General features: G+C 72.3%; 7 protein-coding genes. 4 read left to right on the top strand and 3 right to left on the bottom strand.

From position 1 onward, the window contains the following. Positions 1-21: 21 nt before the first annotated feature. The gene (locus E1289_RS35365) at positions 22-360 is read right to left on the bottom strand and encodes a hypothetical protein (protein ID WP_243713385.1); all 339 of its coding nucleotides are present in this window, start codon (positions 358-360) and stop codon (positions 22-24) included. A 419-nt stretch (positions 361-779) separates the two neighbouring features. On the opposite strand from E1289_RS35365, the gene E1289_RS35360 reads away from it, so the two are divergent. Continuing rightward, positions 780-2396, top strand: coding sequence for an XRE family transcriptional regulator (locus tag E1289_RS35360; RefSeq protein ID WP_243713383.1), 1617 nt, complete (start codon positions 780-782; stop codon positions 2394-2396). Between the two features lie 6 nt (positions 2397-2402). Continuing rightward, positions 2403-3008, top strand: coding sequence for a GNAT family N-acetyltransferase (locus E1289_RS35355; RefSeq protein WP_131988161.1), 606 nt, complete (start codon positions 2403-2405; stop codon positions 3006-3008). A 143-nt stretch (positions 3009-3151) separates the two neighbouring features. Here E1289_RS35355 and E1289_RS35350 read toward each other — a convergent pair whose 3' ends face one another. Further along, positions 3152-3964: a class I SAM-dependent methyltransferase gene (locus E1289_RS35350; RefSeq protein ID WP_243713381.1), complete on the bottom strand. Its 813-nt coding sequence runs from the start codon at positions 3962-3964 to the stop codon at positions 3152-3154. Next, entirely contained in the window at positions 3961-6117 is a 2157-nt protein-coding gene (locus E1289_RS35345) for a prolyl oligopeptidase family serine peptidase (protein WP_131988159.1), read from the bottom strand. The genes E1289_RS35350 and E1289_RS35345 overlap by 4 nt, the downstream gene beginning before the upstream one ends. A 274-nt stretch (positions 6118-6391) precedes the next feature. Between E1289_RS35345 and E1289_RS35340 the strand changes: the two genes are divergently transcribed. Together E1289_RS35340 and E1289_RS35335 are read left to right on the top strand one after the other, a co-directional pair. Continuing rightward, positions 6392-6901: an HNH endonuclease gene (locus E1289_RS35340; protein WP_131988157.1), complete on the top strand. Its 510-nt coding sequence runs from the start codon at positions 6392-6394 to the stop codon at positions 6899-6901. 56 nt (positions 6902-6957) lie between these two features. Continuing rightward, on the top strand, positions 6958-7151 hold a 194-nt coding region (locus tag E1289_RS35335), incomplete at its 3' end, for a zinc ribbon domain-containing protein (protein ID WP_131988155.1).

The following is a 7151-nucleotide window of genomic DNA, read 5'->3' as shown; positions in this document are numbered from 1 at the left end:
GGGGAGTCCGGCGGGGCCGGGTCATCCCACGGCGGTGGGTTCCCGCCCGCTCCGCGGCGGCCCCTCGCTCACCTCGCAGCGGAGCGGCTGCAGGACGTGCGCCAGCTTCAGGGCGGCGCCTCCCACGTCGTCGACGTGGTGCATGCGCTCGCCCCAAGACCACCAGAAGTAGTGGTCCGCGGTCTCCGGGACCGGGGCGCAGGTGATGTCCTCCGCGAGGCTCGCGGCCTCGGGATTCACGACCCGCAGGAACGCGGGCCCTGACCTGGTCCGGACGACGCGGGCGACTAGGCCCCGCGTGTCGAGCTCTCGCTCCAGCTCCTCGAGGTAGCCGACGCGCCTGTCACTGACCACCTTCACACCCCCTCCGTAGGAGAGCGCCGGCTCCGTGAGCCAGGACCGGCGATTGATCGACTCAGCGAATCCGTTCGGTCACTCGCGGCGAGAATTGCAACTCTCACGCGGCGGGTCAAGTGCTCCCGGGTGGCCGCCGGAACCGAATCCCCATACCTCAGGGGAAGTCTTGACCCCTCCGGAGGAAGAATCTCTACCCGAGGGAGGCGGCAGGCATCCGGAGCCCCGCTTCTTCTGGCGAATCGCTTGGCCGCCCCAGTGGCGGGGGTTACGCTGCGTGCGCGAGAGATTATCTCTCGTGGCCAACTAGTCGACCGGTCGCCGTGGCTGGGACGACCGCCCTCTCCCCCCGAGCAGGAGCGGCTTCCCGTCGCGACGGGAGGAGGCCGGAACCGATGTCGGACCCCCCTCGGAAAGAAACGGACGTGGCACGCCGGATACGTGCGCGCGCGCTGGCCCGGGGACACGGTCCGGTCGATATCGCGCAGGAGATCCATGAGCAGTGCGGCCCCCTGTTCGGCACCAGCCGGATCAAGGCGCACCGCCTCGCCCACGGCGTCGCGCTGTCCGACATCGTCGCGCAGGTCAAGGCGCTCTACGAGGTCGACGGCAAACCGGCGCCCCGGCTCGGGGAGACGCTGCTGTCCGCCTACGAGAGCGGCTACAAGCGGCCCGGTCCCGAGTACCTGCACTACCTGTGCTCCGTCTACCGGGTGGAGCCCGACGCGCTCGACTACCAGAGCCCGTGCATCTGCGGCCGCGGCCACGCGGTCCGGCCGGGCGGAGCGAGCGTCCCCCAGCCCCGGGAGCCCGAACGGCGCCCGGCGCAAGCCCCCGACGCGCTCGTCGGGGCGATCGTCCCCAGGGCCGGCGAACGTCCCTGGGTAACCGTGAACGACCTGCGGGGCCCGGACCGCGCCGAAGGCCCCCTGACCATTGATGTGGGAGAGGAGGACATCGTGCTTCGTAGAACCCTTCTGCAACTGCTGGCCGGAGCGGGCGTGGCGCTCGACGGTCAGTTCCTAGGGGCCGTCGACAACCTGCGCCGCAAGATGGACGACACGCTCGTCGGCGCGACCGTTTCACCGACCATGCTCGACCAGTGGGAGGAGACGACCTACGGCTACGGCCAGCAGTACCAGGCGACGCCTTCGCTCCGGATGCTCTGCGACGTCCTGCTGGACTTCAGCGAGGTGCGGCGCATGTGCGACAAACGCCAGCCGGTCGAGCTGCAGGAGCGGCTGTGCCGGATCGCGGCGCAGCTCTCCGGGCTTTCCGGGCTCATCATGATCAACCTGGGTGACCACCGGCTGGCCCGCTCGTTCTTCCGGACCGCGCGCACCGCCGCCGACGAGACCGGCGACCGGCAGCTGCGCGCCTGGGTGACCGTCCGCGAATCGCTGGTGCCGATGTACTACGGCGACCCCCGCGAGGCGCTCCACCTGGCGCGCAAGGCGCAGGACCTCGCCGGCCGGACGCCCGGCGTCGCCGGAGCCATGGCCCCGGCCGTGGAGGCGCGCGCCCTCGGCATGCTCGCCATGCGGGGACGCGGCGACGCCGCCCCCAGCGCCCGCCGCGCCCTCGTCCGCGGCCGCTCGGTGTTCGACCAGCTCTCCAAGGCCGACACCAGCGACCTCGTGTACGGGTTCACCGACCGGCAGATGGCCTTCTACGAGGGTGACACCTTCACCAGCCTCGGCGACCACAAGCACGGCGACGAGGTGCTGAGCCACGCCCTCACCCTGTACTCGCCCACCGACCGCGTCGACCTGACCCTGGTGCGCCTCGACCGGGCCATGTGCAAGCTGCACGCCGGGCACCCCGACGCCGCGCTCACCGCCGGGCAGGAGGCGATCCTCGACCTGCCGGCCGAGCACCGCTCCGACATCCTCGTGCACCGCGCCCGCCAGATAGGCGCCGCGGTGGCCGCCAAGCACGGCGACATGCCGGCCCTGAAGGATTTCAACGAGGCGCTCGCCGGCCCCTGGGTCATGAGCCCCACGCAGAGCCGTCCCTCCGTCCCCCCGGCGGAACAGGTCTGACCGGGCATGCCTGACAGTGCCTCCTGGCAGGATCACCCCGCCCGCTCCCTCGTCCGCGTGCAGGACGAGCCCCCGGTGTGGAGCTTCGGAGAGCTGCGGCTGCGCCGCTACCGCACCGCCGACCACGGCATCGTGCTCGCCCTGCACCGGGAAGGTCTGGCCCAGGTCGGCCTGCGTCCCGGCGACGGCGTCTACTACGACCACGACTTCTTCCGGATGGAGGACATCTATCTCCGCAACGACGGCGAGTTCCTCGTGGGCGAGCTCGACGGGCGGATCGTCGCGATGGGCGGGCTGCGCCGCGCCGACCTCGTCCCCGGCGGCCGGGCCCGCGCCTTCGGCGGCTACGCCCCCGGCGCCCCGGCCCTGGACGCCGTCGAGATGGTCCGGCTGCGCGTCCTGCCCGCCGTCCAGCGCCGCGGCTACGGCGCCGCCGTCGTCCGGGCCCTGGAGGAACGTGCCAAGGAACTCGGCTACCGCGTCCTCCGCGCCGACACCACCGAACTCCAGGCCCCCGCCCTGGCCCTCTACCGCAACTTCGACTGGACCGAAACCCGCCGCGAGACAATAGGCGGAATAGTCAACATCTACCTGGAGAAACCCCTCCGCTGACGGCCCCCCGAAAAAACACAAAAAACCTCCCTCTCCTGGAGGCTTCCCAACCCCAGGAGAGGGAGGCGGTGACGCACGGGTATCCCGTGCGAGTTCTGGTGGGAGCGTAGCGTCATCGCCCGTCGCCGCCTAGAGGGGGAGGGTCAGTGGCGCACGCCCCCCACCACCTGCATCAGCGGGTAGCGGCGTTGCCTGATGCGGGTGAAGCCGCGGTCGGCGAGCGCGCGGGTGACCTCGCGGTCGCCGAAGACGGTGTAGCCGGTGGCGCGGCGGATGAGTTCGCCGCCGAGGCGGACCGTGCGCAGGGGGAGCGGGTGGCGTGAGGTGAGGATCGTCAGGCGGCCGCCGGGCCTGAGGACGCGGGTCATGCCGTCCAGGGCCGTCCACGGGTCGTCGAACAGGTACAGCGCCCCGAAGCAGCAGACGGCGTCGAAGGTCTCGTCCCGGAAGGGCAGGTCGACGGCGTCGCCGCGGACGTAGTGGATGTCGGCGTCCCCGGTCCCGGGCGGCGGGGTGTCCGCGACGGCGCGGGTGAGCATGGTCTGGGACGCGTCGAGGCCGACGACCAGGCCGCCGTGCCCGACGCCGCCGGCCAGGGCGCGGGTGATGTTGCCGGGACCGCATGCCACGTCCAGCACGGTCGCGGGCGGGCGGGCGGCGCGGCCGGGCTGGGAGAGCCCGAGCCAGTCGCGGGTCATGGCGTGCTCGGTGGCGGTGTCCGGGCCGATCGGCCAGCCCTTGGCGACGTTGAAGCCGATGGGCCGCCACACCCGCTCGTAGATCTGCGGCAGGAACGTCGACTCCATCGCCGACTGGGCGAGGGACGGCCGCCGCTGGGGGGCCGGGCCGAGCAGGTCGAGGTAGCCCGCGGTGACGTCGGGTTCCCCGGGCGGCTCCCTGAGCAGCCCGAGGACACGCGCCAAGGCGGACGAACCCCGCATCGTCGACTCGCTCACCCCGTTATTAGATCATCCGTCAATTCGTCTCCGTGCTCCGCCCCGGGGAGAGCGAGCCCGGTCTGCGCCGCCATGAAGGCGAGCGTGTCGGCCATCAGGTCGACCGAGCGGCTCACCGAACGGGCGGCGTGGCCGACTTCGGCCTCGTTGCGGAGCAGCACGGGGGCGTCGGACGCGGTCGCGTGCTGGAGGGCGGCGCACATCTTGCGGGCGTGCAGCGGGTCGACGCGGGTGTCGCTGCCGAACGTCGTGAACAGCACCGCCGGGTAGGCGGTTCCGGCGTGGACGTGGTGGTACGGGGAGTAGCCGATGAGCCAGCCGAACTCCTCGGGGTCGTCGGCCGTCCCGTACTCGTCGTTCCAGGTCTGGCCGAGGCCGAACCGCTCGTACCGGACCATGTCCAGCAGCGGCGCCGAGCACACCACCGCCCGGTACAGCTCGGGCCGCTGGGTGAGCGCGGCGCCCACGAGGAGGCCGCCGTTGGAGCCGCCGGAGATCGCGAGCCGCGCCGGCGTGGTCAGGCCGTCGGCGATGAGCCTTTCGGCGGCGGCGTGGAAGTCGTCGAACACGTTCTGCTTGCGGTCGCGCATCCCGGCGCGGTGCCACTCCTCGCCCTCCTCGGAGCCGCCGCGCAGATTCGCGATCGCGTACACCCCGCCGGCCTCGACCCACGCCAGGATGCTCGCCGAGTACGCCGGCGTCAGGGAGATGTTGAAGCCGCCGTACCCGTACAGGATCGCCGGTCGCGGGCCGGAGAGGCCGGGGCGGGACGCCACCAGCATCCGCACCTCGGTCCCGTCCCGCGAGGTGTAGGTGAGCTGGCGCGTCTCGATCTCGGGGACCTCGACCGTGCCCGGCGCGGACGCCCACGGCGTCGTCTCGCCCGTCCGCGCGTCGTAGCGCATGACCGACGACGGGGTCACGTTGTCGGTGTAGCCGAACCACGCCTCGTGGCCGCCCTCGGGCCGCTCCACGATCCCGCCGATCGAGCCGAGGCCCGGCGTCGGCACCGAGCCGAGCCGCTCCCCGGTCTCCAGGTCGTGGACGGTGATCTCGCTGATCGCGTGCCGGGTCCACCCGGCCAGCAGGACGGGACGGTCCAGCCGAGGTGGTACGCCGGGGTCGGTCGGTCGGGGGCCGGCAGAGTCCAGGATCGCGAAGTCGGTGAGGACGGCCTCGGGGTCCTGCGGGATGAGGTCCCGCCACGTCTCGTAGGACGGGTCGGACGGGTCGGTCACGCACAGCCGTGACCGCGGCGCGTCCCGGTCGGTGAAGACGTAGGCGCGGCCGTCCCGCCCCACGTGCAGGCCGGTGCCGGCGTCCACCCCCTCCTGCACGGCGCGGAGTTCGGGGGCCTCCGGCGGCGACGCGGCCAGGTCGGCGATCCACAGGTCGTTGCGCGGCGCCGTGCCCTGCGACGACGAGATCGTGAGCCAGCGCCCGTCCCGGCTGACGCCCACCCCGTAGTAGTTGGTCTTGTCCATCCCCGCGCCGAAGACCAGCACGTCGTCGGTGTCGGGCTCGGTGCCGACCCGGTGCAGGTAGACGCGGCGGTGGTACTGCTCCTCGCCCTCCGGCACGTCCCGCGCGGGGAGCCGCCGGACGTAGTAGTACGCCTCCCCGCCGGGGAGCCACGCCACCGACGAGTACCGCGACCGGTCGATCGGCCCCTCCACCCGCTCGCCCGTCGCGACGTCCATGACGTGGAGCAGTGACTCCTCGTCCCCGCCGGTGGACACCTTGTACGCCAGCAGGCGGCCCTCCTTGTCGGGCTGCCAGCCGTCAAGCGTCGTCGTCCCGTCCGGATCGAGGGCCATGGGGTCGACGAGGACGCGTTCGGTGCCGTCCGGGTCCACGGTGTGGAGCACCGGATGCTCCTGGTCGGCGGCGCGGCGCGTGAAGAAGCACCGCTCGCCCCGCCATACCGGGGCGCCGACGCTTCCCGCGCCGAGCAGTTCCCCGAGCCGCCGGCGCAGCCGCTCCCTGCCCGGCAGGGCGTCGGCGACCTTGTGGAAGAGCTTGTCCTGCGCGGCGAGCCACTCCGTGGTCGCCTCGCCGCCGGCGTCCTCAAGCCAGCGGTACGGGTCGGCGACCCGGTGACCGTGGATGTCCTCGACGATGTCCTGGCGCTGTGCGGGCGGGTACGGCGTCATGTCCTGAACTTTATTGGCCGTTCCGCACTGCCCGCCCCGCCCGCTGCGGTCGGGGGTGAACGCGTGTTCGCGTTCGATCTGGTGCTCGCGGGGGATTATGGGGGTAGCGGACGGCCTCCCTGAGACGCCACACTGATTTGGGTCGGTTCGCCCCTGGGGAGGTCCTCATGGCGAGAACGCAGGAGCCGGAAAACATACTCGGGCCTCGGTCCGAGGCGCGGTCCGCCGCGCCCGCCGAGGCGAAACCGCAGCACGGCCCGGCGGAGGGCGTCTGATGCGACAGGTCCTCCTCCTGAACGCGACGTACGAACCACTCACCACGCTCCCGCTCCGGCGGGCGGTCTGCCTCGTGCTTCGGGAGAAGGCGGAGATCGTCCACCATGACACCTCCGGCGCGGTACTGCACTCGGCCACGATGGCGCTGGAGGTCCCCTCCGTCATCCGGCTCCGCCGCTACGTGCGCATCCCGTTCCGCACCCGCGTCCCCCTCACCCGCGCCGCCCTGATGCGCCGCGACAACTTCCGCTGCGTCTACTGCGGCCGCCGCGCGGAGACCATCGACCACGTCCATCCCCGCAGCCGCGGGGGCCAGCACGTCTGGGAGAACTGCGTCGCGTCCTGCATGACCTGCAACCACCGCAAGGCCGACCGCCTCCTGTCGGAGCTCGGCTGGACGCTCAACGTCACCCCCGCCGTCCCCCGCGGCGCCCACTGGCGCCTCATCGGACTCGTGCACGACGGCGATCCCCAGTGGGCCGCCTACGTCAGGGAACCGGCCGCTTAGGAGAAACGGCGGCGGCGCGGGGGGAACCGGCGGCGGGCACGTCGTATCCTGGTGGCGTGCCTCGCTATGACTACCGCTGCCGCGCCTGCGGGTCGACCTTCGAGGTCTCCCGCCCGATGATCAACGCGTCCGACCCGGCTCCGTGCCCGGACGGCCACGACGACACGGTCAAGCTCCTGTCGACGGTCGCCGTCACCGGCACGTCCCGCGGCGGCGCCCCGCTCGGCCTGTTCGAGGACTTCGAGGCCGG

This window comes from Actinomadura sp. 6K520, assembly GCF_004349245.1.
Taxonomy (GTDB): domain Bacteria; phylum Actinomycetota; class Actinomycetes; order Streptosporangiales; family Streptosporangiaceae; genus Spirillospora.
The sequence above is the reverse complement of the archived record's forward strand: the minus strand, read 5'-3'. Positions and strand labels throughout refer to the sequence as shown.

What these genes read in the sequence shown, in the direction of transcription:
- E1289_RS35345 (WP_131988159.1), bottom strand. Translation starts at nt 6,117, where the DNA reads ATGACGCCGTACCCGCCCGCACAGCGCCAGGACATCGTCGAGGACATC.
- E1289_RS35340 (WP_131988157.1), top strand. Translation starts at nt 6,392, where the DNA reads ATGCGACAGGTCCTCCTCCTGAACGCGACGTACGAACCACTCACCACG.
- E1289_RS35355 (WP_131988161.1), top strand. Translation starts at nt 2,403, where the DNA reads ATGCCTGACAGTGCCTCCTGGCAGGATCACCCCGCCCGCTCCCTCGTC.